Source organism: Rhizobium sp. P38BS-XIX, assembly GCF_012641435.1.
Classification (GTDB): domain Bacteria; phylum Pseudomonadota; class Alphaproteobacteria; order Rhizobiales; family Rhizobiaceae; genus Rhizobium.
Genome location: NZ_JABAIJ010000001.1, coordinates 1,721,721 through 1,745,875 on the forward strand (window position 1 = coordinate 1,721,721; position 24,155 = coordinate 1,745,875).

At 60.1% G+C, this 24,155-nt stretch carries 22 protein-coding genes; 13 read left to right on the top strand and 9 right to left on the bottom strand.

Annotation, left to right across the window (positions count from 1 at the left end):
- The first annotated feature begins 179 nt into the window (after window positions 1–179).
- The 3 genes from HGP17_RS08335 (at window position 180) to HGP17_RS08345 (ending at window position 4,253) form a co-directional block, all read left to right on the top strand.
- Window positions 180–1,766 carry a trimethylamine methyltransferase family protein gene (locus HGP17_RS08335; protein ID WP_168807712.1) on the top strand — a complete coding sequence of 529 codons (1,587 nt, stop codon included), beginning with the start codon at window positions 180–182 and terminating at the stop codon, window positions 1,764–1,766.
- A 144-nt stretch (window positions 1,767–1,910) separates the two neighbouring features.
- Entirely contained in the window at window positions 1,911–2,234 is a 324-nt protein-coding gene (locus HGP17_RS08340; protein WP_168807714.1) for a hypothetical protein, read from the top strand.
- A 372-nt stretch (window positions 2,235–2,606) separates the two neighbouring features.
- Window positions 2,607–4,253 carry a DEAD/DEAH box helicase gene (locus HGP17_RS08345; RefSeq protein ID WP_205925807.1) on the top strand — a complete coding sequence of 549 codons (1,647 nt, stop codon included), beginning with the start codon at window positions 2,607–2,609 and terminating at the stop codon, window positions 4,251–4,253.
- Window positions 4,254–4,304: 51 nt separating this feature from the next.
- Here the strand turns inward: HGP17_RS08345 and HGP17_RS08350 are convergent, their stop codons facing one another.
- The gene (locus HGP17_RS08350) at window positions 4,305–5,198 is read right to left on the bottom strand and encodes a DMT family transporter (protein ID WP_168807716.1); all 894 of its coding nucleotides are present in this window, start codon (window positions 5,196–5,198) and stop codon (window positions 4,305–4,307) included.
- 417 nt (window positions 5,199–5,615) lie between these two features.
- On the opposite strand from HGP17_RS08350, the gene HGP17_RS08355 reads away from it, so the two are divergent.
- The 4 genes from HGP17_RS08355 to HGP17_RS08370 all read left to right on the top strand — a co-directional run bounded on the left by HGP17_RS08355 (window position 5,616) and on the right by HGP17_RS08370 (window position 9,413).
- Window positions 5,616–7,025 carry a circularly permuted type 2 ATP-grasp protein gene (locus HGP17_RS08355; RefSeq protein WP_168807718.1) on the top strand — a complete coding sequence of 470 codons (1,410 nt, stop codon included), beginning with the start codon at window positions 5,616–5,618 and terminating at the stop codon, window positions 7,023–7,025.
- A gap of 6 nt (window positions 7,026–7,031) precedes the next feature.
- Window positions 7,032–7,973, top strand: coding sequence for an alpha-E domain-containing protein (locus tag HGP17_RS08360; protein WP_168807720.1), 942 nt, complete (start codon window positions 7,032–7,034; stop codon window positions 7,971–7,973).
- Between the two features lie 12 nt (window positions 7,974–7,985).
- Entirely contained in the window at window positions 7,986–8,810 is an 825-nt protein-coding gene (locus tag HGP17_RS08365) for a transglutaminase family protein (protein WP_168807722.1), read from the top strand.
- A gap of 132 nt (window positions 8,811–8,942) precedes the next feature.
- Window positions 8,943–9,413, top strand: a complete 471-nt coding sequence (locus HGP17_RS08370; protein WP_168807724.1) for a hypothetical protein — start codon at window positions 8,943–8,945, stop codon at window positions 9,411–9,413.
- Between the two features lie 132 nt (window positions 9,414–9,545).
- Here the strand turns inward: HGP17_RS08370 and araD are convergent, their stop codons facing one another.
- From araD to chvE, 6 genes are all read right to left on the bottom strand, one after another.
- Window positions 9,546–11,291 (bottom strand): L-arabinonate dehydratase, encoded by a 1,746-nt coding sequence (araD, locus tag HGP17_RS08375; protein WP_168807725.1) that lies wholly within the window; start codon window positions 11,289–11,291, stop codon window positions 9,546–9,548.
- A gap of 64 nt (window positions 11,292–11,355) precedes the next feature.
- Window positions 11,356–12,789, bottom strand: a complete 1,434-nt coding sequence (locus tag HGP17_RS08380; protein ID WP_168807727.1) for an aldehyde dehydrogenase family protein — start codon at window positions 12,787–12,789, stop codon at window positions 11,356–11,358.
- A gap of 65 nt (window positions 12,790–12,854) precedes the next feature.
- Window positions 12,855–13,853 (bottom strand): AraD1 family protein, encoded by a 999-nt coding sequence (araD1, locus tag HGP17_RS08385; RefSeq protein WP_168807729.1) that lies wholly within the window; start codon window positions 13,851–13,853, stop codon window positions 12,855–12,857.
- Window positions 13,854–13,971: 118 nt separating this feature from the next.
- Window positions 13,972–15,207, bottom strand: coding sequence for a multiple monosaccharide ABC transporter permease (gene mmsB / locus HGP17_RS08390; RefSeq protein ID WP_168807731.1), 1,236 nt, complete (start codon window positions 15,205–15,207; stop codon window positions 13,972–13,974).
- Window positions 15,204–16,742 (bottom strand): multiple monosaccharide ABC transporter ATP-binding protein, encoded by a 1,539-nt coding sequence (gene mmsA, locus HGP17_RS08395; protein WP_168807733.1) that lies wholly within the window; start codon window positions 16,740–16,742, stop codon window positions 15,204–15,206. Before mmsA ends, mmsB begins: the two co-directional genes overlap by 4 nt.
- A 105-nt stretch (window positions 16,743–16,847) precedes the next feature.
- Entirely contained in the window at window positions 16,848–17,912 is a 1,065-nt protein-coding gene (gene chvE, locus HGP17_RS08400; RefSeq protein WP_168807735.1) for a multiple monosaccharide ABC transporter substrate-binding protein, read from the bottom strand.
- Between the two features lie 273 nt (window positions 17,913–18,185).
- On the opposite strand from chvE, the gene HGP17_RS08405 reads away from it, so the two are divergent.
- Window positions 18,186–19,193: a LysR family transcriptional regulator gene (locus HGP17_RS08405; RefSeq protein WP_168807737.1), complete on the top strand. Its 1,008-nt coding sequence runs from the start codon at window positions 18,186–18,188 to the stop codon at window positions 19,191–19,193.
- Window positions 19,194–19,270: 77 nt separating this feature from the next.
- Window positions 19,271–19,741 carry a hypothetical protein gene (locus HGP17_RS08410; RefSeq protein WP_168807739.1) on the top strand — a complete coding sequence of 157 codons (471 nt, stop codon included), beginning with the start codon at window positions 19,271–19,273 and terminating at the stop codon, window positions 19,739–19,741.
- Here the strand turns inward: HGP17_RS08410 and HGP17_RS08415 are convergent, their stop codons facing one another.
- Window positions 19,742–20,002 (bottom strand): hypothetical protein, encoded by a 261-nt coding sequence (locus HGP17_RS08415; protein ID WP_168807741.1) that lies wholly within the window; start codon window positions 20,000–20,002, stop codon window positions 19,742–19,744. It abuts the gene before it with no gap.
- Window positions 20,003–20,233: 231 nt separating this feature from the next.
- On the opposite strand from HGP17_RS08415, the gene iolG reads away from it, so the two are divergent.
- The 4 genes from iolG to HGP17_RS08435 all read left to right on the top strand — a co-directional run bounded on the left by iolG (window position 20,234) and on the right by HGP17_RS08435 (window position 22,712).
- Window positions 20,234–21,226, top strand: a complete 993-nt coding sequence (gene iolG / locus HGP17_RS08420; protein ID WP_168807743.1) for an inositol 2-dehydrogenase — start codon at window positions 20,234–20,236, stop codon at window positions 21,224–21,226.
- A gap of 151 nt (window positions 21,227–21,377) precedes the next feature.
- Window positions 21,378–21,692 carry a metalloregulator ArsR/SmtB family transcription factor gene (locus HGP17_RS08425; RefSeq protein ID WP_168807745.1) on the top strand — a complete coding sequence of 105 codons (315 nt, stop codon included), beginning with the start codon at window positions 21,378–21,380 and terminating at the stop codon, window positions 21,690–21,692.
- Window positions 21,689–22,045: a hypothetical protein gene (locus HGP17_RS08430; RefSeq protein ID WP_168807746.1), complete on the top strand. Its 357-nt coding sequence runs from the start codon at window positions 21,689–21,691 to the stop codon at window positions 22,043–22,045. Before HGP17_RS08425 ends, HGP17_RS08430 begins: the two co-directional genes overlap by 4 nt.
- Before the next feature lie 43 nt (window positions 22,046–22,088).
- Window positions 22,089–22,712: an ATP-dependent Clp protease proteolytic subunit gene (locus tag HGP17_RS08435; RefSeq protein ID WP_168807748.1), complete on the top strand. Its 624-nt coding sequence runs from the start codon at window positions 22,089–22,091 to the stop codon at window positions 22,710–22,712.
- 14 nt (window positions 22,713–22,726) lie between these two features.
- Here the strand turns inward: HGP17_RS08435 and HGP17_RS08440 are convergent, their stop codons facing one another.
- Window positions 22,727–23,968 (bottom strand): ROK family transcriptional regulator, encoded by a 1,242-nt coding sequence (locus tag HGP17_RS08440; RefSeq protein ID WP_168807750.1) that lies wholly within the window; start codon window positions 23,966–23,968, stop codon window positions 22,727–22,729.
- Window positions 23,969–24,155 lie beyond the last annotated feature (187 nt).

Below are 24,155 nucleotides of genomic sequence, written 5' to 3' on the forward strand. Positions count from 1 at the left end.
AGGCCATGCACTATCCTATAACGGTCATCCCATGGTCGCAAACAACGGCGGCACGTCGCCGCAAACTCTGCCAAGAATCGCCCAGGGAATCCTGGGAAAGCGCTGCCGCCTTCCCTTTGGGTCAACGAAAAAGACAGGAAGCGGCCCGGCCGCTTTACATATCATCGGGAGCAAGCGGTATGAGCGACGAAGCGGGCGTGACCTTGAACGAAGCGGAGGCTGCGGTAGCAACGGGTGAGCGCCGCCGGCGGGCCGGCGGTCGCGGTGCCGAGCGCAACCGCAAGCCGAGCGGCAACAAGTATCTCAATCTCGTCAACAACATTGCCCGCACCGAGCTTCTGTCGCCCGAAACCCTTGATGACATTCACAACGCCTCACTGACCATCCTTGAGGAAATCGGCATGGACATCATCCTGCCGGAAGCGCGCGAGCGCATGAAAGCCGCAGGCGCGGACGTGACCCCTGGCACGGAGCGCGTGCGCTTCGACCGCAACATGATCATGGAACTGATCGCGTCCGTTCCCTCGAGCTTCACGCTGCATGCCCGCAATCCGATGCGGAACGTCGAGATCGGAGGCCGCAATCTCGTCTTCGCCCAGGTCGCTTCGGCGCCCTTCGTCGCCGACCGCGAAGGCGGCAGAAGGGCAGGCAATCAGGAAGACTTCCGCAAGCTCATCAAGCTTGCTCAGTCTTTCGACGTCATTCACATGACCGGCGGCTACCCGGTGGAGCCAATCGACATCCACGCTTCGGTGCGCCATCTCGACTGCCTTTCCGATATCGTGAAGCTAACCGACAAAGCCTTCCATTGCTACTCACTGGGCCAACAGCGCAATCTGGACGCCATCGAAATCGCTCGCATCGGCCGTGGCATCAGTATGGAGCAGATGGAGCGCGAACCCTCGCTCTTCACCATCATCAACTCCTCTTCTCCGCTGCGCCTCGACGGGCCGATGCTGCAAGGCATCATCGAAATGTCCTCGCGCGGTCAGGTCATCGTGCTGACGCCGTTTACCCTGGCGGGGGCCATGGCGCCGGTGACGATCGCCGGCGCGCTGGTGCAGCAGAATGCAGAAGCCCTCTGCGGCATCGCGTTCAGCCAGATGGTCCGCAAGGGTGCGCCGGTCATGTATGGCGGCTTTACCTCCAACGTCGATATGAAGACGGGAGCGCCTGCCTTCGGCACGCCGGAATATATGAAGGCTGTCATTGCCGGCGGCCAGCTCGCCCGTCGCTATGGCATTCCCTACCGTACATCCAATACCAATGCCTCGAATACTCTGGATGCACAGGCGGCCTACGAGTCGGCCCTCTCCTTGTGGGCGCTGACCCAGGGCGGCGGCAATTTCGTGCTGCATGCCGCAGGCTGGAGCGAAGGCGGCCTGACCGCCTCCTTCGAAAAATTCATCCTCGATGTCGACATGCTGCAGATGGTCGCCGAATTCCTGAAGCCGCTCGATGTCAGCGCCGATGCGCTGGCTCTGGATGCGGTGCGCAACGTCGGCCCGGGTGGCCATTATTTCGGCACGGCGCACACGCTTGCTCGCTATGAAACAGCCTTCTATTCGCCGATCCTGTCGGACTGGCGCAACCATGAAACCTGGACCGAGGCCGGCAAGCCCACGACGTACGATCACGCCAATCGTGTCTACAAGGAAACGCTCGCCCGCTATGAGCGGCCACCGCTCGATCCTGCCATCGAGGAAGAGCTCGACGCCTTCGTCGCCAGACGCAAGGCCGAGGGTGGCGTTCCCACCGATTTCTAGTTGAAAATCAAAGGCTTTCACCCGCCTCATCATGAACGAAATTTAATGTCGCGGCCCTCTTTTTAGCCGCGACTTCGCCTGCTTTCCCGCACACCTTCAAGCTCGGCTTCGGCTGGGAGCCTTTGTTTTGGGAAAGGGATGTCAATGTCTGTGCTTCGCACTTTAACGACGGCCGGTTTGATCGCGCTGACGCTTGGCAGCGCCGCGGCCGCAACCACCACCACTGCAGCCGCCTCCGAACGCGGCGCCATTTTTGGCGGCCTCGCCGCCGGTATAGTCGGCGGCGCGCTTGCGGCCGAAGCGACGCGACCGGCCTACCCCGCCTATTATCCGGCTTACCGCGCCTATCCGGCCTATTATGCAGGCCCTGCCTATGAGCGCGTTTATGTCCGCCCCTACCCAAGCTGCTACTGGGCCTGGCGCCATGATGGCTGGGGTCGTGCATATCGTGTCGAAGTCTGCCGCTGAGGCTTCCGATAGCGCATAACAGCGCCCGCTCGGATAGCGGACCATGAATGCCGCCGGTTTTCGGCGGCATTTTCGCAGCTGCTTGGAAAAGCTTTTGCCCGCACCCCTTGACTTTGAGCGCAAATAAGACCAAATGCGCCCCAGCTTTCACCTTCCGGCCGCCGCGTGAGCGTGCCATGCGGGACTAGACGTACGCAAGAGAAGGACAAAAGCGCCTAGATAACAAGGCTGCACCCAAGGCAGCCAGATGCGCTGGAAAGCTTTTTCCAACTTACAAGTTCCCACTTCACGCGGGGTTCTTGACGCCAGAGACAGACCGGACCGCATGGTGCGATCCGGCCTTTTTGCTTTGGCGCCCCGAAAGGTATTGAATTGACCGATTTTCACTCGCTTGGTCTTTCCAAGCAGATCGTCGATACGCTGTCGCAGAACAACTTCGCCACGCCGACCCCCATTCAGGCGCAGGCGATCCCGCTTGTTCTCCAGGGCCGCGATCTCATCGGCCTGGCTCAGACCGGCACCGGCAAGACGGCCGCCTTCGGCCTGCCGATCATCGAGATGCTGCTGAAGGATCCCAAGCGCCCGGACAACCGCACGGTCCGCACGCTGATCCTCGCACCGACTCGCGAACTGGTGAACCAGATCGCCGATAACCTGAAGCTCTTCGTGCGTAAGACGCACCTGCGCATCAACCTCGTCGTTGGCGGCGCATCGATCAACAAGCAGCAGCTTCAGCTTGAGCGCGGCACGGATATTCTTGTCGCCACCCCTGGCCGCCTGCTCGATCTCATCAGCCGCCGCGCCCTGTCGCTCGGCCACGTGACCCATCTCGTCCTCGACGAAGCCGACCAGATGCTCGACCTCGGCTTCATCCACGATCTGCGCAAGATCTCGAAGATGGTTCCGGCCAAGCGCCAGACGATGCTGTTTTCGGCCACCATGCCGAAGGCGATCGCAGACCTCGCTTCGGACTATCTGAGCAATCCGGTGAAGGTGGAAGTCTCGCCTCCGGGCAAGGCCGCCGACAAGGTGGAGCAGTATGTCCACTTCGTTGCCGGCCAGAACCACAAGACCGAAATCCTCAAGGAAAATATTTCCGCCAACCCGGACGGCCGCGCCATGGTCTTCCTGCGCACCAAGCACGGCGCCGAGAAGCTGATGAAGCATCTCGAACATGTCGGCTTTGCCGCCGCCTCCATCCACGGCAACAAGAGCCAGGGCCAGCGCGAACGCGCGCTCAAGGGCTTCCGTGACGGCGATGTCCGCGTTCTCGTCGCAACCGACGTCGCCGCCCGCGGCATCGATATTCCCGGCGTTTCGCATGTCTACAACTTCGATCTGCCGGAAGTTCCGGACGCCTATGTTCACCGCATCGGCCGCACCGCGCGCGCCGGCCGCGACGGCATCGCCATCGCCTTCTGCGCGCCCGACGAAATCCGTCTGCTGCGCGATATCGAGCGCCTGATGGGCATCGAAATCGCCGTCGCCAGCGGCGAAGCCCCTGCTGACCGTGGTCGTCCGGCTCGCGGCAAGAGCCGTGGCAGTGGTGCCGGTGGTCGTGGTGGCCAGGGTCAGGGTCAGGGCCGTGGCGCCGGTCAGGGCCGCGCCGAAGGCCGTCCGGCTCGCCCGGCACGCCGTCCCTTCTTCGACAAGGAAACCGGTGAGGCCGTTGGCCAGTCCGGCGAACGCCAGGAGCGTCGTCCGCCGCGCGAAAACAACCGCAACGCCGACTTCCGCGGCCAGCGCCGCAACGAGCAGGCGCCGCGCTCGGAGCCGGACAACGATCTCACATCGACGTCCGACTTCCGCCCGGCCCGCAAGCCGCATCACGGCAACGCCGCCAATGGCAATGGTGCGGCTCACGAGGGCGGCGCTCATCGCGGCCAACGTCACGCCCATGGCCGTCCCGCCGGCCGTCATGGCGAAGAGCGTGGACAAGGCGAACAGCGCAATGGCGGCAACGGCCGTACCAAGCGCCGCGGCCCCGGCAATGGTGGCCAGCGTCGCGAACGCGCTTGATCAAATGAAAAGGGGGCCAACCGGCCCCCTTTTTCTTTCCTCCATCTCGGCCTACTCCGGCACGATATCGGCCGTGCGCCGGTTGGTGAGATAGACACCGGCAACCACGACGACGGTACCGAAAATGATCGGCAACGTCAGCGGTTCGCCGAAAGCAATCGCCGCCTCGATCGCAACGGCAGGCGGCATCAGATAGATCAGCGACGCCGCACGCGACACCTGCCCGCGTCGGATGAGATAAAGCAAAAGCCCGACGGCCCCCATAGACAGCCCGAAGACGGACCAGATCAGCGACAGGATCGCCGTCTGCGTGCCATCGAACCGCAAGCCCTCGAACATGAAGGCCAGCGGCACGGTGACGATCAATGCGCCGACATATTGCAATGTCGCGATCGTGCGCAGATCGCCCGTTTGCAGATACCGTTTCTGGTAGAGCGTGCCATATGTCACCGAGACCATCGCCAACAGATTGACGATCAGCGGAACGAGGGATTGCCAGAGATTGCCCGCATCCATCGTCAAGAGCTTCGGCGAGATGGCTATGGCGATGCCGACGAAGCCGAGGAGCAAGCCGGCCTTCTGAATGGGTTGCAGACGCTCGCCGACGAGAAGCGGCGCCGCCATGGCGGTCATCAGTGGCTGCAACGCCGCAATGATACCAGAAATACCGGCCGGCACACCCTCGGCAATCGCCCACCAGAGGCCGGCCAGATAGATGCCGTGGAGGAAGATGCCGGAGTAGATGGCGCGAAATACACTAGACCAATCCCGGGGCCACCGAGCGCCAGTCGCCGAACAGACGGCAACGAAGGCGAGCGCCGAAATGCAGTAGCGCATCATCAGAAAGGTGAAAGGGCCTGCATGCAGCGAGGCATATTTGGCAACGATCCAGCCGGTGGACCACAGGAGGACGAAAATCGCCGGCGCGAAGGCATCAAGGGACATGAACGAGGGACCGATATGTTGGGCGCGTCGAAGCCGGAATCGGGATCGAACTCGGAAAGTCGCGCGGGGGCTGCTGGCTGATAGCCGATGGCTGCGGTGCGGTCAAAATCGATCTGTTGAAAGCAACAATCAATTTTTCTTCACGCCACCAACATCCCGCCGAGAACGTCAGGTTCATCGCGGCGGCCTGGTAAGGCAATCTCCTCCCATGGGCGCATCGACCGCAAAACAAGCAGATGCTTAAATTTTGATCCGCGCTGACGGCAGGCACGCGGCGAGTGGAAACGTTGATGGTCTTAAATGCCTGCAAATCCGGCATTTTCCCTGCCCGCGAAATTCGCGAGGGCAACTGCGCATAGTTCTTGCATTGTCAAAATTGTTGTATTCAAATGAGTGAAAAATACGGGGACCGCACCTTTGGCATTTGATGAAATGATGACTGCGGATGAAAGTCCGCGCGCACCTTACGAGAAATACTTCGAGTGGTACTCGGGCCAGGACAGAGGCCACCTCATTGCCAAATCCCGCGATGCGGAAACGATCTTCCGAAAAACAGGTATTACCTTCGCGGTCTACGGACACGCAGACTCCTCCGAAAAACTCATTCCCTTCGACATCATCCCCCGCATCATATCAGGCCGCGAATGGCGCAAGCTCGCCCAGGGCATCGAACAGCGGGTTATCGCACTCAACGCCTTCCTCCACGACATCTATCACAAGCAGGAAATCATTCGCGCCGGCCGCGTTCCGCGTGAGTTGATCGAGAAGAACGTCGCGTTCCTGCCTGAGATGATCGGCTTTCGCCCACCCGGCGGCGTCTACACGCACATCGTCGGCACAGATATCGTACGCACTGGCGAAGACCAGTTCTATGTGCTCGAGGACAATGCCCGCACCCCCTCCGGCGTCAGCTACATGCTGGAAAACCGCGAAACGATGATGCAGATGTTCCCCGAGCTGTTTCACCAGAACAAGGTGCAGCGCGTCGAGGATTATCCGCTGCTGCTGCGCCAGAGCCTGGCGTCACTCGCCCCTCCCGGCTGCAAAGGCAAACCGCGCGTCGCCGTGCTGACGCCCGGCATCTACAACTCGGCCTATTACGAACATTCCTTCCTCGCCGATATGATGGGCGTCGAGTTGGTCGAAGGCTCGGATCTGCGCGTCATCGACGGCAAGGTGAAGATGCGCACCACGCGCGGCTACGAGGCCATCGACGTGCTCTATCGCCGTGTCGATGACGATTTCCTCGATCCCCTCACCTTCCGCCCGGATTCCGCGCTCGGCATTCCCGGCATCATGGATGTCTATCGCGCCGGCAACATCACCATCGCCAATGCACCCGGCACCGGCATTTCCGACGACAAGGCGATCTATTCCTACATGCCTGAAATCGTCGAGTTCTACACCGGCCGCAAGGCGATCCTCGAGAACGTGCCGACCTGGCGCTGTTCGGAGCCCGACAGCCTGAAATATGTGCTCGAAAACCTCGCCGATCTCGTCGTCAAGGAAGTTCACGGCTCCGGCGGCTATGGCATGCTTGTAGGACCGACGGCGACGAAGAAGGAGCGGACGGTCTTTGCCGAAAAGCTGAAGAGCAAGCCGAACAACTACATCGCGCAGCCAACCCTTTCGCTCTCGACCGTACCGATCCTCGTCAACAAGGGCATTGCGCCGCGGCATGTGGATTTGCGGCCCTATGTCCTCGTCTCCGACAAGGTGCGGATCATTCCCGGCGGGCTGACCCGCGTGGCGCTGAAGGAAGGCTCGCTGGTGGTCAACTCCAGCCAGGGCGGCGGCACCAAAGACACCTGGGTTCTGGAGGACTGACCGGACATGCTGGGAAGAACCGCGAATGGCCTCTACTGGATGTTCCGTTACATCGAGCGTGCCGAAAACATAGCCCGCCTGGTCGATGCCGGTCAGCGCATGTCGCTGACCCGCGCCGATGCCGTCGATGACGATTGGGACGGCGTGCTGCAAAGCGCCGGCGTGCGCGAGGCCTATGACGAAGTGCATGGCAAGCTGACGGGCGCCGACGCGATCGATTATCTGATGCGTGACCGCTCCAATCCGTCTAGCGTGATGTCCTGCATCGAATATGGCCGCAACAACGCCCGCATGGTGCGCACCGCGCTGACCCGCGACACCTGGGAAGCGACCAACGAATGCTGGATCGAGCTGAAGTCGCTGCTCGGTAAGAAGCTGAAGACGGCGGAACTGCCCGAGACGATCGACGTCATCAAGCAGCGCGCCGGCCTCATTCGCGGCGCCTTCCACGGCTCGATGCTGCGCAACGAGCTCTATAATTTTGCACGCATCGGCACCTTCATCGAGCGCGCCGACAATACCGCCCGCATCCTCGACGTGAAGTATTATGTGCTGCTGCCCTCGGTCTCGCATGTCGGCTCCTCGCTCGACAACGCGCAGTGGGAGTCGATCCTGCGCTCGGTTTCGGCTCACCGGGCCTATAAGTGGGCCTATGACCCCGAATACAAGCCCGCCAACATTGCGGACTTCCTGATCCTTAACGGCCAGATGCCGCGTTCGCTGGCCTATTGTTATGACAAGATCGTCAGCAACCTCGGTTATCTCAGCACCGAATATGATGGGCGATTGAGCGCGCACGATACCGCAGAGGCCATCCGCCAGTTGCTTCAGAAGCTGACGATCAAGCGCGTCATGGATCAGGGCCTGCATGAATTTCTCGAAGATTTCGTTGCCCGCAACAATCAGCTGGGCGTCGAGATATCCGATGGCTATCGGTTCTATGAGTAGGCGGACGACATCATGAAACTGACGATCAGCCACATCACCGAATACCGTTATGACGATCCCGCACAATTCTCGCTGCAACGGCTGCGTCTGACGCCGCTCAGCGGACCCGGCCAGACGGTCATCGACTGGAAGCTGATGGTCGAAGGTGCCAATACCGAGGTCGAATATGACGACCAGTTCGGCAATCGCACCACACTCGTCTCGGTCGACGGCCTGCAGAACTCGACCCGGATCGTCGCGTCGGGCGAAGTCGAGACGCAGGATCTCAATGGCGTTATCGGGCAGCATCTCGGCTTCACCCCGCTCTGGCTCTTTCTGCGGGAATCGCCGCGCACCAAGATCGGAAAGCTGACGAAGGAGCTCGTGCGTGGCCTGACGGGCGACAACGAGCTCGGCAGGATGCACGCGCTGATGGCCGCCATTCACGAAGCGGTGGAATACAAGCCCGGCACCAGCGATACCGAGACGACCGCCGAGCAGGCTCTGGAGGCAAAGAGCGGCGTCTGCCAGGATCACGCCCATATCTTCCTTGCCGGCGCCCGGTCGTTGCAGATACCCGCCCGCTACGTTTCAGGCTATCTGCTGATGGAAGGAACGACGGAGCAGGCAGCGACCCATGCCTGGGCCGAGGTGCACATACCCGGTCTCGGCTGGGTCGGCTTCGATGCCGCCAACAACGTGTGCCCCGATGCCCGCTATGTCCGCATTGCCACCGGCCTGTGCTATCAGGATGCCGCCCCCGTCTCCGGCCTGCGGCTGGGCACGCCGGGCGAGAGCCTTTCGGTCACGGTGACGGTGGCAAATCAGGGACAGAGCCAAAGCCAAAGTCAGAGCTGAAAGATACAAGCTTGGCTTGCGAAAGAGGTCGTGGCACCGCATTGTGCCCGTCGAAACCACGGACTATCGATGTTCGTGGCATCACGAGACTTCGGTCTTCATCAGCCGTTTCAGCACATATGGAGAGATTAGATGGCCAGGCACTGCAACAGGTCGATAGCCACGGCCGTAGCACTCCTCACCGTCGCCCTTACGACTGGCACCGCCTTTGCGAAATCCGGCGCGGAATTGCTGACGGGCCGTTGGGCGCTCGCGCAAGATAGCCAAACGTCTGCAGAGCAGCAAAAGCCTTACAAGACAATTGACATCCAGCCGTGTGGCGACGGTCTTTGTGGCGTGAGCGTCACCGATAAGGGCGACTGCGGCGAGACTCTCTTTCGCGATCTGACACTGCACGAGGGGCCGCTTGGAACATTTGCCGACGGATCCGGCCCCTGGGGCAAGGATATGCTCGATCTCCGCATCGTCTATCTCGATGAAACCGCGCAGATCGGTTTGTTCCTGTCCAGCTTTACGCCTGGCGCCAATGACGAGGGCACGAGGTCCGTCGAATACCACGAGACCTACCAGCATAGTGCGGAAGCGACCTGCAAGGTCAAATAGCCAAGTCGAAAACAGGCAATGAGGGTCTCATTCGCCAATGAAGAGCAACCGGATTGCAGCTACGATCCAGGCTTTGCCCCATAATAAAAGAGCGGAGCTTCAGCCCCGCTCTTTCCATTCAAGACACCGATATCAATGGCTGTCGCGGTTGTTCGGGATTTCCGAGCCGCGCGGGCCGACGAGGAAGTCGAGGTCGGCGCCGGTATCGGCCTGCATGACCGACTTCACATAGAGACCACCGTAACCGCCGTTGAGCGGCTTGACCGGTGAAACCCAGGCGGCGCGGCGCTTTGCCAGTTCCTCGTCCGAAACCTCGAGCTGGATGGTGCGGCCGGGAACGTCGACGGCGATGATGTCACCGTTTTGAACCAGCGCCAGCGGACCGCCATCGGCCGCTTCCGGAGCGGTGTGCAGGATGACGGTGCCGTAGGCGGTGCCGGACATGCGTGCATCCGAAATGCGGATCATGTCGGTGATACCCTTCTTCAGCACCTTCGGCGGCAGGCCCATGTTGCCGACTTCGGCCATGCCCGGGTAACCCTTCGGGCCGCAATATTTGAGAACCATGATACAGTTCTCGTCGATATCGAGATCGTCGCGGTTGATGCGGGCGTGATAGTCCTCGATGCTTTCGAAGACGACCGCGCGGCCCTTGTGCTGCATCAGATGCGGCGAAGCGGCGGATGGCTTGAGGACGGCGCCCTTCGGTGCGAGGTTGCCACGCAGAACGGCGATGCCGCCCGACTGCGTCAGTGCATTCTCCTTCGGAACGATGACGTCGTCATTGTAGTTGACCACGTCCTTCACACCGGCCCAGATCGTGTCGCCGGTCACGGTGAGAGCGTCCTTGTGCAGCAGGCCCATCTCGCCCACGGCCTTGATGACGACAGGCAGGCCGCCGGCATAGTAGAACTCTTCCATCAGGTGCTTACCCGACGGCTGCAGGTTGACGATCGTCGGAACGTCGCGGCCGAGACGATCCCAATCGTCGAGCGAGAGATCGACGCCGATGCGGCCGGCCAGTGCCAACAGGTGCAGCACGGCATTCGTGGAGCCGCCGACGGCACCGTTGACGCGAATGGCGTTCTCGAAGGCTTCCTTGGTCAGAATGTCCGATGGTTTCAGGTCTTCCTTGACCATGTCGACGATGCGGCGGCCGGACAGTTGCGAGATGACGCGGCGGCGCGCATCGACAGCCGGAATGGCGGCATTGCCGGGCAAGGTCATGCCGAGCGCTTCGGCCATAGACGCCATGGTCGAGGCCGTGCCCATGGTCATACAGCTACCGGCCGAGCGAGCCATGCCCTGTTCAGCATCCATGAATTCGTCGAGCGACATCTCGCCGGACTTCACCATTTCCGAGAACTGCCAGATCGCCGTGCCGGAGCCAACATCCTTGCCGCGCCACTTACCGTTCAACATCGGGCCGCCGGAAACGAGAATGACCGGGATATCAACCGAGGCAGCCCCCATCAGCAGGCTCGGCGTGGTCTTGTCGCAGCCGCCGAGCAGCACGACGCCATCGACCGGATTGCCACGGATCGCTTCTTCGACGTCCATGGCCGCGAGGTTGCGGAACATCATGGCCGTCGGGCGCAGCGTGCTCTCGCCGACGGAAAAGACCGGGAATTCGACGGGGAAACCGCCCGCTTCGTAAACGCCGCGCTTCACGCGCTCTGCGAGATCGCGCAGATGCGCGTTGCAGGGCGTCAGCTCCGACCAGGTGTTACAGATGCCGATGATCGGGCGGCCGTCGAACGTGTCGGCCGGCAGGCCCTGGTTCTTCATCCAGGAGCGATGCATGATCGCGTTCTTGCCGGTGCCGCCGAACCAGTCGTAGGATCGCAGCTTGCGCGGCCATTCAGCTTTCTTTTTCATAGTCTCAGGTACCTTTTGCGTCGCCCGGGCCGCCTCGTCGCGCCCGGGCTTTGGAAGTCGATCGTCAGGCCAGCGTGTAGGCGGTCTTGACGGTGGTGAAGAATTCGGCGGCATATTTGCCCTGCTCGCGCGGACCGAAGGACGAACCCTTGCGGCCACCGAACGGCACGTGGAAGTCGACGCCGGCCGTCGGCAGGTTGACCATCACCATGCCCGCTTCCGCATTGCGCTTGAAATGCGTCGCATGCTTCAGGCTCGTCGTGGCAATGCCGGAGGACAGGCCGAACGGCGTGTCGTTGGCAACAGCAAGCGCCTCGTCGTAATCCTTGACGCGGATGACCGAGGCAACCGGTCCGAAGATTTCTTCGCGGCTGATGCGCATCTCGTTCGTCGCCTCGGTGAACAGCGTCGGCTGCAGGTAGAAGCCGGGCGTGTCGCGGCTGATAAGCTCGCCGCCGAAGGCAAGCCTGGCGCCTTCCTGTTTGCCGATCTCAATATAGTCGGTATCCGTCTTCAGCTGCTTGGCATCGACCACAGGGCCGATATGCGTGCCCGACTTCAGGGCATTGTCGACATTCAGCGTCTTCAGTCTCTCCGTCAGCGCCGCCACGAACCTGTCGTGAATGCCTTCTGTGACGATCAGACGCGACGAGGCCGTGCAACGCTGGCCGGTCGAGAAGAAGGCGGAGTTGGCAGCCGCTTCGACGGCAACCGTCAGATCGGCATCGTCAAGCACGACCATCGGGTTCTTGCCACCCATTTCGAGCTGATACTTGCGGCCATGCTCGACCGAAGACAGCGCCACACGCTTGCCGGTGCCGACCGAGCCGGTGAAGGTGAGACCCGACAGAAACGGGCTGTCGAGCATCGCCTGGCCGACGACAGAACCCTTGCCCATGACGAGGTTCAGCACGCCCTTCGGCAGGCCGGCGCGATGGAGGATATCGACGATCGCCCAGGAGCAGCCCGGCACGAGATCCGCCGGCTTGAAGACGATGGTGTTGCCGTAGCAGAGCGCCGGCGCGATCTTCCAGGCCGGAATGGCGATCGGGAAGTTCCAGGGCGTGATGATGCCGATGACGCCGAGCGGCTCGCGGGTGATCTCGACGCCGATATTCGGACGCACGGAGGGAAGAACTTCGCCTGCCAGGCGCAGCGCCTCGCCGGCGAAGAAGTCGAAGATCTGCGCGGCACGGATGGTCTCGCCGATCGCTTCAGGAAGCGTCTTGCCCTCTTCGCGGGCAAGCAGCGCGCCGAGTTCATCTTTGCGGGCCAGGATCTCGTCGCTGGTCTTCCTCAGGATGGAATGACGCTCCAGAATACCGGAGCGCGACCAGGCCGGAAAGGCAGCCTTGGCGGCAGCGATCGCATCCGCGACATCCTGTGCGGTCGCGCTCGCGTAGAGGCCGACGACCTCGTTCGTATCCGACGGGTTGATGTTCTCGCTCCCGCTCGTTCCCGTCCACTCACCGGCGATCAAGTTCTGATGAATCGTCATGGCCTCATGCCTTCCTGGTCATATTGGAGACGCCCGGCCAACCGCTTGCGGCCGGGCTCGACAAATTACAGCTGGCGAACAGCCACGTCTTCCTCGGCATCGACAGCCAAAGGATTGCGCAGCGGCAAACCAAACTCGGCAACTTCGATTTCGAAGACATCGCCGACTTCCGGCTTGATGCCCTCCGCGAACGACAGCGTCGCCGTGCCGAACATGTGCACATGCACATCGCCTGGAACGCGGAAGATGCCGTACTTGAAGTGGTGATATTCGAGATTTGCGAAGGTGTGCGACATGTTCGCCTCGCCAGACAGGAAAGGCTTTTCGAAGATCACCTTGTCGCCGCGCGTAATGCGGGACGTGCCGCGAATATCGTCCGGTGCCGCACCAATGCGGATTTCCGGGCCGAAGCTGGCCGGCCGCAGCTTGGAATGAGCGAGATAGAGATAGTTGATCCGTTCGGTAACGTGATCGGAAAATTCGTTCGACAGCGCAAAACCGATGCGGAACGGCGTGCCATCCTTGGCGATGACATAGATACCGGCCATTTCAGGCTCTTCGCCGCCATCAAGCGCGAAGGACGGCGACACGAGCGCTGCACCCGGAGCCGCAACGCCATAGCCGTTGCCCTTGTAGAACCATTCGGGCTGCACGCCCTTTTCGCCCGCCTTCGGCTTACCGTTCTCGATGCCCATCTTGAACATCTTCATGGAGTCGGTCAGCGTCTCTTCCGCAGCTTCTGTCGTTTTCTTGTGCATGGAATCGCGCGTGGCGGCAGAGCCGAGATGCGTCAGGCCGGTGCCGGTCAGATGCAGGTGAGCAGCATCCGGATGCGTGATCGGCGACAGGAAGCGACCTTCGACGTAAACCTTCTCGAGATCGATGGTTTCGCCAAGACCATGTGCCTCGATGACTGACGCTAGCGACTTGCCGCTCTCGGCCGCTTCCATGGCGAGCTGGTAGACGCTTCCGCCATTGACGACAGCCTTGGCGGCTTCGCCAGGTCCATTGCGGACGGCAACGACGATCTCGCCGTTCGAACCCTTGATCTGGGAGATGAGCATGTCTTTCATCCTTTCCTATCAGACAGAGAACGGATGCAGTTTACCGTTCCGGCTCTCAGCGAGAGCCGGACTCTGTCATGGATTTGGTTTTAAAATCTTGGATTGAACGCTTGAGCGATCAACCCTTGTTCTTGTTGTAGACGTCGATGAAGACGGCGGCGAGAAGGACCGCGCCCTTGATCATCTTCTGGGAGTCCGTCTGGTATCCGAGGATCGACATGCCCTGGTTCAGCACGCCCATGATCAGAGCGCCGATAACGGCACCCGTAACCTTGCCGACACCGCCGGAAGCCGAAGCACCACCGATGAAGCAGGCCGCGATCACGTCGAGCTCGAGACCGTCGCCGCCCTTGGCGGTTGCCGAGTTCAGGCGCGTTGCGATGATGATGCCGGCGATGCTCGCCAGAATGCCCATGTTGATGAAGGTATAGAAGGTCAGGCGGCGCGTATCGATGCCCGAAAGCTTCGTCGCCTTCTCGTTGCCGCCCATGGCGTAGATGCGGCGGCCAATCGTGGTGCGCTGCGTTGCGAAGCCATAAAGGGCGATCAGAAGCAGCATGAGAACCAGGACGTTCGGCAGACCGCGGTAAGACGAGATCTGGTAGCCGATGAAGATGGTCGCAGCGGCGATGACCAGATTTTGGCCAAGGAAGAAGCTGAATGGCTCGACATCGATGCCGTGCTTCTCGTTCACGCTGCGGCTACGCCAAGAAAGCAGGAACATGACAATCGGGATGGCGATCGTCAGCAAGATCGAAGTAGAATGGATGGCTCCTACGCCGATTAAATTGAGAAGGGGGTTTATGTCGATAAAATCGGGAATAAAACCGGTGGCGACAACCTGAAAGGCCGGCGGGAAGGGACCGATGCTGCTGCCGTTGCCTGTCGTGTTGATGATGGCATAGGTCAGGCCGCGGAAAACCAGCATGCCCGACAGTGTGACGATGAACGACGGAATGCGGTGATAGGCGATGAAATAGCCATGCCAGGCACCGACTGCGGCGCCCATCAGAAGACAAATCACCGTCGCAGCGGCAAGATTCATATGCATCTGCACGACTAGCACGCCGGCAACGGCACCAACGAATCCGACGACCGAACCGACGGACAGATCGATATGGCCGGCGACAATGACCAGCAGCATGCCGAGCGCCATGATGACGATGAACGAGTTCTGCAGCACGAGGTTGGTCAGGTTCTGCGGCCTGAAGAGAACACCGTTAGTCAAGAACTGGAACAGCAACATGATGACGACGAGCGCGATCAGCATGCCGTATTCGCGAATATTGTTGCGGATATGGTCGCCGACGGAAACGACGTTGCTGGTTTCCGTGGCTGGGTTGGCCGAACTCATTGGTGCTTCTCCCCTGAGCGCATGATAGCGCGCATGATACTTTCCTGGCTCGCCTCTGCCTTTGGCAGTTCGGCGACGATACGACCTTCATTCATAACGTAGATGCGGTCGCAGGTACCGAGAAGCTCGGGCATTTCCGATGAGATCATCAGAACGCCCTTTCCGTCGGCGGCAAGCTGGTTGATGATGGAATAGATTTCGTATTTGGCACCGACGTCGATGCCGCGCGTCGGCTCGTCGAGGATCAGGACGTCCGGATCCGAGAACAGCCACTTCGACAGCACGACCTTCTGCTGGTTGCCGCCGGAGAGGTTGCCCGCCTCCTGGAAGACGCCGGCCGAGCGGATGCGCAGCTTGGCGCGATAGTTCGTCGCCACCTGCAGCTCGCGCACATCGTCGATGACGGTTGCCTTGGATACGCCGAAGAGATTGGCGAGCGTCGTATTGTGCAGAATGCTGTTCGTCAGCACGAGACCGAGATGTTTACGGTCTTCGGTCACATAGGCGAGACCCGCGTCGATCGCCTTGCGCACCGTGGTGGTGTCGACAGGCTTGCCGTGGACAAAGACTTCGCCGCTGACCTTGTGGCCGTAGGACTTGCCGAAGACGCTCATCGCGAATTCGGTGCGCCCTGCCCCCATCAGGCCGGCGATGCCGACCACTTCGCCCTTGCGGACGTTGACGTTGATGTTGTGCAGGATCTGCCGGTCGCGGTGCTGCTGGTGGAAGGCGTTCCAGTTCTTGACCTCGAAGATCGTCTCGCCGATCGGCACGGAGCGCGGCGGGTAACGATCGGCGAGTTCTCGGCCGACCATGTTGCGAATGATGATGTCTTCGCTGATCTCTTCTTCATGACAGTTCAGCGTCTTGACGGCCATGCCGTCGCGCAGCACGGTGATCTCGTCGGCCACTTTGCGCACTTCGTTGAGTTTGTGCGTGATGATGATCGAGGTGATGCCCTGATTGCGGAACTCGATCAGGAGGTTCAGGAGCGCATCGGAATCGCTTTCGTTCAGCGATGCCGTCGGCTCGTCGAGGATCAGCAGCTTGACGCTCTTCGACAGGGCCTTGGCGATCTCGACGAGCTGCTGCTTGCCGACACCGATGTCGGTCACGAGCGTGTTCGGAGATTCCTTGAGACCCACTTTGCTCAGAAGCTGCTTGGTCCGGGTAAAGGTTTCCTGCCAATTGATCATGCCATTGGCGACGACCTCATTGCCCAGGAAGATGTTTTCGGCAATCGACAGCAGCGGCACGAGCGCCAGCTCCTGGTGGATGATGATGATGCCAATTTCTTCGGAGTCCTTGATGGTCTTGAACTGACGGACCTGGCCGTCATAGTAGATGTCACCATCGTAGCTGCCGGCAGGGTAGACGCCCGAAAGCACCTTCATCAAGGTTGATTTGCCGGCCCCGTTTTCCCCGACCAAGGCGTGAATTTCGCCCTGACGGACCTTCAGATTAACATTTTCCAAGGCGTTCACACCGGGGAACGACTTGGTGATGCTCCGCATTTCGAGGATGGTATTGTCCATTGTCCGTATCCAACGCCGCGATCGAACATAGCAGACCGCGCGATCGTCTTAAATATCAAGATCAGGGCCCGCATTTCGGCGAGCCCTGACCGGTATATCGCAAAATTACTTCAGCTGGTCAGCCTTGTAGTAACCACCATCGACGAGAATCTTCTGGTAGTTGCTCTTGTCGACTGCGACCGGGGTCAGCAGGTAGGACGGGATGACCTTGACGCCGTTGTCGTAGGTCTTGGTGTCGTTGACTTCAGGCGTCTTGCCTTCCATCAGCGCGTTGACCATGTCGACGGTGACCTTTGCGAGGTCACGGGTGTCCTTGAAGATCGTGGAGTGCTGCTCGCCGGCAATGATGGACTTGACCGACGGAATTTCGGAGTCCTGGCCGGTAACGATCGGCAGCTTCACGTCGCCGGAACCGTAACCAACGCCCTTGAGCGAGGAAAGGATACCGATGGAGAGACCGTCATACGGAGACAGAACGGCGTCGACGTGGGCGTCGGTGTAGTAGGCCGACAGGAGGTTATCCATGCGAGCCTGGGCCGTTGCCGGGTCCCAACGCAGCGTACCGACCTTGTCCATGCCCATCTGGCCCGACTTCACGACCAGCTTGCCGCTGTCGATGTAGGGCTTCAGAACCGACATTGCGCCGTCGTAGAAGAAGAAGGCGTTGTTGTCGTCCGGAGAACCGCCGAACAGTTCGATGTTGAACGGACCCTTGCCATCCTTGAGGCCGAGAGCGTCGACGATCGAGCCAGCCTGCAGCACGCCAACTTTGAAGTTGTCGAACGTGGCGTAGTAGTCGACGTTGCCGCTGTTGCGGATCAGACGGTCGTAAGCGATGACCTTGATGCCAGCATCATGAGCCTTCTGCAGAACGTCGGACAGCGTGGTGCCGTCGATCGAAGCGATAACGAGAACCTTGTCGCCCTTCGTGACCATGTTTTCGATCTGCGAAAGCTGGTTCGGGATGTCGTCGTCGCCGTACTGCAGGTCGGTGCCGTAACCGGCTGCCTGGAGCTGCTTGACGATGTTGTTGCCGTCGTCGATCCAGCGAGCCGAAGCCTTGGTCGGCATGGCGATACCGACAGTTCCCTTATCCGCCGCGAAGGCAGGCGCCACCAGCGTAGCGACGCCGAGCGCTGCGCCGGCCATCAATGAGATAATGGATTTCATTACTCTCTCCCTTGTTAATAATGTGGCGGACGCAAAACGCCCGCCCGAAACTGCGGCAGGTTCCGTAGAAGGAATGGTTTACTTCTAATTGTGAGAAACGAAGTAGGTCTCCTCCACGCTCTCACGTGTTATGAGCTGCAACCAGCGCACGATGGGCAAACTCGTACGATTTCGTATAACTGTCAAATAGAATAACTGGCAAAACATATACCAGATTTGGTATAATGTTAAAAAATAGTACTTTTTTGCCGACGAAGGGGAAAATTGGCCGTTATGGAGAAAATATATAACGATTATGTCAGTGAAGGCATCGAGATTCATTCCGACAATTTTCGCGACGACACGCTGCTGAAAGCCGGTTTGAAGCTCAATCACTTGCGTATGATCGTCACGATAGAAGATCACGGCCAGATCTCGGCTGCCGCTGAGTCCATGAACATGTCACAACCTGCGGCTTCACGTATGCTCTCAGAAATGGAGTCGATTGTCAAAAGCCCGCTTTACGAGCGCGTTGCTCGCGGCGTGGTTCTGACTCCCTTCGGCTTCGCGCTCGCCAAGCGTGCCCGCAAGATCCTGCTGGAGCTGCGTGAGGCAGGCCGGGAATTGGGCGCCCTTCGCACCGGCAAGGGTGGTGCGGTGTTCCTCGGCGCCGTCACCGCCCCGGCCATCAGCCTCGTCGTGCCGGCGATCCAGCGCGTCACGCGCACCTATCCCGGTATCGAGATCAATATCGAGGTAGAAAACAGCAACGTCCTGGCCCGGGAATTGCTCGCCGCCCGCCACGATTTCATCATTAGTCGCATTCCGGACGATCTCGATCCGCGCTTGTTCATGGCGCATGAAATTGGCGTGGAAAAAGCCTGTCTTGTCGTCCGCAACGGACATCCGCTGCTCGAAAAGGGCGTTGCAAGCCTTGAGGATCTCGCCGGCTACGACTGGGTCTTCCAACCACCGGGCACATTGCTTCGCCGCAAGGTGGAAGACATTTTCCTCACCGCCGGCGTGCCGCTGCCGGAGAATGTCGTCAACACCTCGTCGCTGCTGCTCACGCTTGCAGTGGTGTGCAAGACGGATGCGATCGCTCCCATTGCCCTCGACATGGCGCAATTCATCTGCGGACAGTCATCGCAAGCCGGCGAATCCAGCATTCTGCCGATCGATTTCGATATCGACGTGCGGCCCTACAGCCTCATAACGGCCCGAGAGCGCGCCATGCCGCCAAGCGCCCGCTTGCTCCACGACATGATTCTGGAGGAGAGCAAGACTCTCGCCCTGCTTTAGAAGCATGCCCGCACGATCATCCGCACATAAGCTCCGCACCAACTTGCGCGCCTATGCAGATCGGATTGGAGGCTCGAATGCTGGTCAGGCAATCCTTATTTCAATCCGTGCTCGATCGCCTCGATACGGAAGAAGAGATTTCCGAGAATGAGGAAACCGCGCATCGCATTCGCGGCCTAAATGTCAGCTTTGTCGCCACCGTGCTGGGCGGCGAGACGCCGCAAGCGCATCGGGCCGACGAAGCCTATCGCGACAATCTCGGCGATCCGATCGCACCCGAGCCGGAACCGGCGCCTGAACCCACACCGAAGGAGCCGGAGCCGCCGGTCATTCCGGAGCATCTGACACGCACCTCGCGGGATGAAGTGGCGGCCGAGCTGGCGATCACCTCCGACCACTCGCGTGAAGCTCTGCAGGAAAAACGTCGCGGTTTTGCCAAAGCCAATCATCCCGACAGCGTCGATGCGGCCTTTCGGGAGCCGGCGACGATCCGCATGACTCTCGCCAACCAGCTGATCGACGAAGCCATACGCCGCCTGAAACGATGATTATTTCTTATCCTCGGCCGGTTCGTCATCCTCGGCGACATCGTCGGGCGCGGACACGGCCGGCGTCGCCTCAGGTGGCTGCGGCTTGAAATTCAACAGCAGCATCCAGGCGGAATAGGCCCCGAGCGCGCCCGACAGCATCGCCCAGAACGGCTGCCCGCCAAGCGTTTCGACCCCCGCCCATCCGAAGCAGACAGCCACGATCAGGATACGCACCCAAAGCGGCTTATAGAGAGGGTGGCTGGGATCGATGAGCTGCATGGGTCTCTTTTGCCTGTTCAAGAAGACTTGTCTTTAAAGCAAGATCGGGAAAACTGTGAAGCGTTTTGACGAAAATAACGTCATGCCGACAAGTTCCGGTCAAGTCGGCCTGTCATGATGATTTTCGGAATTGTGAAGTGCCAGCGGCTTGACGCCGCCTTCGTAAAATGGAATGAAAATTCCATATAGATTATTATTCGGTTCATTTATTCCGAATCCAGGGAGGTAAGAATGACTGTCAGATTTGGCCTGCTCGGCGCTGGACGTATTGGCAAGGTGCACGCGAAAGCCGTCAGCGGCGATGCCAATGCCAAGCTCGTTGCCGTCGCGGATGCATTTCCCGCCGCTGCGGAAGCAATCTCCGCCGCCTATGGCTGCGAAGTGCGCACCATCGAGGCGATCGAAGCTGCCAAGGATATCGATGCCGTCGTCATCTGCACGCCGACCGACACCCACGCCGACCTCATCGAGCGCTTCTCCCGCGCCGGCAAGGCGGTTTTCTGCGAGAAGCCGGTTGATCTCGATGCCGCCCGCGTCGAAGCCTGCATCAAGGTGGTTGCTGAAACCAAGGGCAAGCTGATGGTTGGCTTCAACCGCCGCTTCGACCCGCACTTCATGGCCGTCAAGAAGGCGATCGACGATGGCCGCATCGGCACCGTCGAAATGGTGACGATCACCTCGCGCGATCCAGGCGCCCCGCCGGTCGACTATATCAAGCGCTCCGGCGGCATCTTCCGTGACATGACGATCCATGACTTCGACATGGCGCGCTTCCTGCTCGGCGAAGAGCCGGTTGCCGTCACGGCAACTGCCGCAGTTCTGGTCGACAAGACGATCGGCGAAGCCGGCGATTACGACAGCGTCTCCGTCATCCTCCAGACGGCATCCGGCAAGCAGGCGGTCATTTCCAACTCGCGCCGTGCCACCTACGGCTACGATCAGCGCATCGAAATCCACGGTTCGAAGGGCATGGTTTCAGCCGAAAACCAGCGCCCCTTCTCCATCGAGGTTGCGAATGGCGACGGCTACACCCGTCCGCCGCTGCATGATTTCTTCATGACGCGCTACACGGAAGCCTATGCCAATGAGATCGCAAGCTTCATCGCCGCAGTCGAGAAAGGCGCGACCATCACGCCGTCTGGCGCCGATGGCCTGGCGGCTCTCAAGCTCGCCGATGCCGCCCTGCAGTCGGTCAAGGAAGGCCGCCTCGTCAAGATTGGCTAAGACGCCGGCTGCGATCAGAACACAATAAAAGATCCTTCCCGGGAGCCCGTCGCGAATTCGTTTGCGGCGGGCTTTTGCAAATCGAGCGCCCCTCCTGTGGGGCATCAATAGTCCCTTGCGAATCAAATAAGTCTGTGCTTATCTGTTATCCATGATTGAGAACGAGATATTCCGAGCATTGGCGGATCCCACCCGCCGCACGATTTTCGAGAAACTGGCGGCCGGCAGCAGGAATGCAAGCGCCCTGCGCGAAGGCATGGACATCAGCCAGCCGGCCATGTCCCAGCACCTGTCGGTTCTCCGCACCGCCGGCCTCATCAAGGAAGAACGCCAGGGGCGGTTCGTGAATTATGAAGTCGATCCTGAAGGGCTGGCGCTCATTGCCCAGTGGCTGGCGAAATATCGCGCTTATTGGCCCGCTCGCATCGACGCTCTCAAGGTCTTGCTGAAGGATATGGACCAATGAAAACCGGAAAGACCGACGAGCACGGCCACGACATAGAACTCGAATACCAGCTGGACGAACCACCACAGAAGGTCTGGCGGGCAATCAGCATCCCTGAATTCCGGGAAAACTGGTTGCCGAGAGAAGCCCTGGCCGATCCAGAGGCGACATCCATCACGCCCGGTGAGGAAATCCGCTACCGAATGCGGGATGACACCCCGCCTTTTCTCGAAAGCACCGTGACCTTCCGGATTGCTCCGAATGCGGCCGGAGGAACCTGCTTGCAGATCATCCATCAGCTCACCGACGCAAGGGTCGAGCGCATGAAGGACACCGCGGCCAACAATAACGGCCACGTCCTGCTCGCCGCCTGAGCCGATAAAGCTCCCGAAAATTTCAAACGCTAGGAGTTCGCCAATGCGCGAAGCGATGCAACTCGTCCCTATGGTCGTGGAACAGTCCAGCAAGGGAGAGCGATCTTTCGATATCTATTCCCGCCTGCTGCGCGAACGAATCATCTTTCTGAATGGCGAGGTAAACGATGCCGTATCGGCCCTTGTCTGTGCCCAGCTATTGTTTCTGGAAGCGGAAAGCCCGAAAAAGCCGATCAGTCTCTATATCAATTCGCCGGGTGGCGTCGTGACCAGCGGCTTCGCCATGTATGACACGATGCGGTATATCCGCGCGCCGGTTCACACGCTCTGCATGGGAACGGCCCGTTCCATGGGATCTTTCCTGCTGATGGCCGGCGAACCCGGCCATCGCGCCGCCTTGCCGAACGCCAGCATCCTCATTCACCAGCCCTTGGGCGGCTTTCAGGGGCAGGCCTCTGATATATTGCTGCATGCCGAAGAGATCCGTCGCATCAAATATCGCATGACCCGACTCTATGCCGAGCATTGCGGCCGCTCCTATGACGAATTCGAGCAGGCCATGGACCGCGATAACTTCATGACAACAGAGCAAGCACTGGAATGGGGATTGATCGATCACATTCTGACCGCGCGCGCGGAAGATCAAAGCGCGCCAGTGGACGCTTGATCCAAGGCAATTGTCTAGCCGGCCTGATCGCGCAGCTCTACGACGGAAGCCCCCTTGCGCACGATGTCATTGTCGAGAATCGAAAGCGCTCGGTTCAAATGCCCTTCGAACACCAGGGTCTGCTCGTCGATCGCGACGCGCAGCTCCGGCATGCCCTCCATGCGCACCACATGCGACTCCGCCAGCCCCTCCTCTATCCCCCCGATCAGCAGATCGTAATAGCGCACGCCTGGGCCGGTGATGACGATCGGCATCCGCTCGTGCAGGCTGAGCACCCGCGACAAGCCGTTGCCCAGCGCAAGACCCGCCTGTCGAAAAGCCAATACGTTGCGCCGACCGCCGTGCCGCGCACTCACCGCGATCTTGTCCAGCTCGGCGATCGGCACGAACTTCGCCGGGATCGTATCCAACGGAACGTCGAAGGCCGTGCGCAGCATGGCGTAGAACCCGGCATAGGCCTCGATGCATCCTCGCGCGCCGCATCGACACAATGCGCCGCCCGGAACATGCATCATATGCCCGAAGTTTGGCGCGGATATCTGATGATGGCCCTCTTCGTCGCGCCGCACGATGCCGAGCCCGATACTGTGGCCGAGCGATAGCGCCGCCAGTGCCCGAAATTCGCCTCCCATCTTGTTCTCGTCCTGCCGACCGAGAGCTGCGGCAACAAGTTGCGTCTCGTTGCCGAGGATGATCCTCGCCGACCATTCGTCGGAAAGCACCGCCGCAAAATCGATTTCGTCCCTTCCGAAGGTCGGCGACCAGCGCAGCACCGGCTCGGAATTGTCCACCAATCCCTTGCTGCTGATCGAAATCATCAACACCTGGTCATGCGCAAGCTGCGAGCGCGCAGCGATGCGGCGCAGGGCATCGCGCAGGGCTGCGACGAGCGAGACGACGCCGGACGTCTCGCGAGGCCGCTCCTCGCTGAAGCGGTCGATCAGCCGCCCGGAATAATCGACGAGCGAATATTGCACGGCATTCGACGAGATGACGACGACGATGAGATAGCCGCAATCGCGCCGCGGCGAGAACAACACGCGCGGACGACCACGGCCGGTGGTCGCCTGCTGCTCTGATTTTTCGATGATCTGCGCCCGCTCCAGATCGGCGGTGATGACGGAAACCGTGGCGGAGGAGAGCCGCGTGAAATCAGAAAGCTCCGTATGAGCCAGAGGCCCATGCTGACGCAGCGCCGACAACACAAGACCGCTGTTCTTCTGGCGGACCAATTCGGTGCTCGATTTGGCCAGCATCTTCAAGTCCCCCGCTCATTCCACCCGACCCCGCCGGCGCTCCAGACGACTCTTGTCAGGCAGTTGATTTAACCCAACAGGCTGGGTGTTGACAGTTGAAAAAATCTCTGACAGTTAATTTCTCGACTGTCGAGAAAAAAATCAAAACCTTTCTCGTCAGCGATATCGCGGCGGCCGACGGGAGTTC

Excerpts from the sequence above, each read along its gene's own strand:
- HGP17_RS08335 (WP_168807712.1), top strand. The coding sequence starts at position 180 with ATGAGCGACGAAGCGGGCGTGACCTTGAACGAAGCGGAGGCTGCGGTA.
- HGP17_RS08340 (WP_168807714.1), top strand. The coding sequence starts at position 1,911 with ATGTCTGTGCTTCGCACTTTAACGACGGCCGGTTTGATCGCGCTGACG.
- HGP17_RS08350 (WP_168807716.1), bottom strand. The coding sequence starts at position 5,198 with ATGTCCCTTGATGCCTTCGCGCCGGCGATTTTCGTCCTCCTGTGGTCC.
- HGP17_RS08360 (WP_168807720.1), top strand. The coding sequence starts at position 7,032 with ATGCTGGGAAGAACCGCGAATGGCCTCTACTGGATGTTCCGTTACATC.
- HGP17_RS08365 (WP_168807722.1), top strand. The coding sequence starts at position 7,986 with ATGAAACTGACGATCAGCCACATCACCGAATACCGTTATGACGATCCC.
- HGP17_RS08370 (WP_168807724.1), top strand. The coding sequence starts at position 8,943 with ATGGCCAGGCACTGCAACAGGTCGATAGCCACGGCCGTAGCACTCCTC.
- araD (WP_168807725.1), bottom strand. The coding sequence starts at position 11,291 with ATGAAAAAGAAAGCTGAATGGCCGCGCAAGCTGCGATCCTACGACTGG.
- HGP17_RS08380 (WP_168807727.1), bottom strand. The coding sequence starts at position 12,789 with ATGACGATTCATCAGAACTTGATCGCCGGTGAGTGGACGGGAACGAGC.
- araD1 (WP_168807729.1), bottom strand. The coding sequence starts at position 13,853 with ATGCTCATCTCCCAGATCAAGGGTTCGAACGGCGAGATCGTCGTTGCC.
- mmsB (WP_168807731.1), bottom strand. The coding sequence starts at position 15,207 with ATGAGTTCGGCCAACCCAGCCACGGAAACCAGCAACGTCGTTTCCGTC.
- mmsA (WP_168807733.1), bottom strand. The coding sequence starts at position 16,742 with ATGGACAATACCATCCTCGAAATGCGGAGCATCACCAAGTCGTTCCCC.
- chvE (WP_168807735.1), bottom strand. The coding sequence starts at position 17,912 with ATGAAATCCATTATCTCATTGATGGCCGGCGCAGCGCTCGGCGTCGCT.
- HGP17_RS08405 (WP_168807737.1), top strand. The coding sequence starts at position 18,186 with ATGGAGAAAATATATAACGATTATGTCAGTGAAGGCATCGAGATTCAT.
- HGP17_RS08410 (WP_168807739.1), top strand. The coding sequence starts at position 19,271 with ATGCTGGTCAGGCAATCCTTATTTCAATCCGTGCTCGATCGCCTCGAT.
- HGP17_RS08415 (WP_168807741.1), bottom strand. The coding sequence starts at position 20,002 with ATGCAGCTCATCGATCCCAGCCACCCTCTCTATAAGCCGCTTTGGGTG.
- iolG (WP_168807743.1), top strand. The coding sequence starts at position 20,234 with ATGACTGTCAGATTTGGCCTGCTCGGCGCTGGACGTATTGGCAAGGTG.
- HGP17_RS08425 (WP_168807745.1), top strand. The coding sequence starts at position 21,378 with ATGATTGAGAACGAGATATTCCGAGCATTGGCGGATCCCACCCGCCGC.
- HGP17_RS08430 (WP_168807746.1), top strand. The coding sequence starts at position 21,689 with ATGAAAACCGGAAAGACCGACGAGCACGGCCACGACATAGAACTCGAA.
- HGP17_RS08435 (WP_168807748.1), top strand. The coding sequence starts at position 22,089 with ATGCGCGAAGCGATGCAACTCGTCCCTATGGTCGTGGAACAGTCCAGC.
- HGP17_RS08440 (WP_168807750.1), bottom strand. The coding sequence starts at position 23,968 with ATGCTGGCCAAATCGAGCACCGAATTGGTCCGCCAGAAGAACAGCGGT.